This is a genomic window from Halorubrum sp. AD140, from assembly GCF_034497445.1.
GTDB lineage: Archaea > Halobacteriota > Halobacteria > Halobacteriales > Haloferacaceae > Halorubrum.
This window is the reverse complement of the sequence record NZ_JAXRUU010000279.1, coordinates 1-1135: the sequence shown is the minus strand read 5'-3', so window position 1 is coordinate 1135 and position 1135 is coordinate 1. Positions and strand designations below refer to the sequence as shown.

1 protein-coding gene is annotated in these 1135 nt (G+C 71.7%); it reads right to left on the bottom strand.

Annotation, left to right across the window (positions count from 1 at the left end; genetic code table 11):
- The coding region (locus U4E84_RS18180) for a type II secretion system F family protein (protein WP_322533470.1) at positions 1-1135 on the bottom strand (1135 nt) is incomplete at both ends.

The following is a 1135-nucleotide window of genomic DNA, read 5'->3' as shown; positions in this document are numbered from 1 at the left end:
CCAGTCGATGTCGCGGCGGGTCCGGCGGAGGTCCTCGGTCAGCGCCTCTAAGTTCGAGTCGGCGACGCGGCGGACGCTGCCGACCACCGCGGTCCCCGCCTCGTTGACGCTGGCGAGCCGGTCGAGGAAGTCGGGCACGGCGGATTCGATGCGACGAACCCTGCGCTTGCCGAACTCGTAGGCGACCGCGTACGACGCGAGGACGAACGCGGTCGCGGCGACGATCGGCCCGTCGATCTGCCCGGCCATCTCCACGGGCGTCCCGAGCGTGATCGGGAACGCGAAGACGAGCAGCCCGGCGACCGCGACCGGGACCGCGACGAGCAGGACCGTCCGCGGCGAGGCCAGCACCGTCTCGGCGGGGGACGCGGCCAGCCGCCGCACCCCGCGGAGGCGGTCGTAGATCCGGAGCCGCTCGCGGCTCTCCGTCCAGCGGTCCGCTCCCGGATCGGTCGCGCCGAGACTGGCCGATTCTCGCTCCGTGGCCGCGCCGCCGTCGAACCGCGGAGAGCCGCCCCGGTCCCCGGGCTCGTCCGTCGCGTGGCGCACCCCGGTGACCGAGGTGGCGTCCGGGTCGTCGAACGACGACGCCGCGACGGTCTCGGTGCCGCCGACGCCTTGCGTCACGCTGTCGACGTAGACGACGAAGCCGAAGGTGGCGAGCGGCACGCCGAGGTAGACGACGACGCGGAGGATCGGGAGCGTGTCCTGTAAGACGAGGCCGATGACGACGAGGATGGTGATGAAAAACAGCGGGCCGGCGACCAGCGCCGTCACGTACGCCTCGGCGAACGTCGAGAGCAGCTCCAAGTACTGCTCCTGTTTCGCCTCCGCCTCCGACTGGTAGCGCTCGTACTGGTCGTCGAGGAACGCCGACACCGACTGCCCGGTGCCGAGGACGGAGGCGAGGTTCTCGGAGAAGTCCGCCAAGTCTTCGCTGGGCGTCCGCCGCGAGATGCGCTGGAGCGCGGTGAGCGCGTCGGTCCCGAAGGCGTTCATGTCGCGGACCGCGACCGACAGCTCCGTCGCGGCCTCGCCGTACACCGCCTCGTTCTCCGCGAGCGTGTCCATCACGCGCGGGAACGCCATCCCCGACCGCGAGAGCGCGTACATGAACGCGACGGTCCGGGGAAGG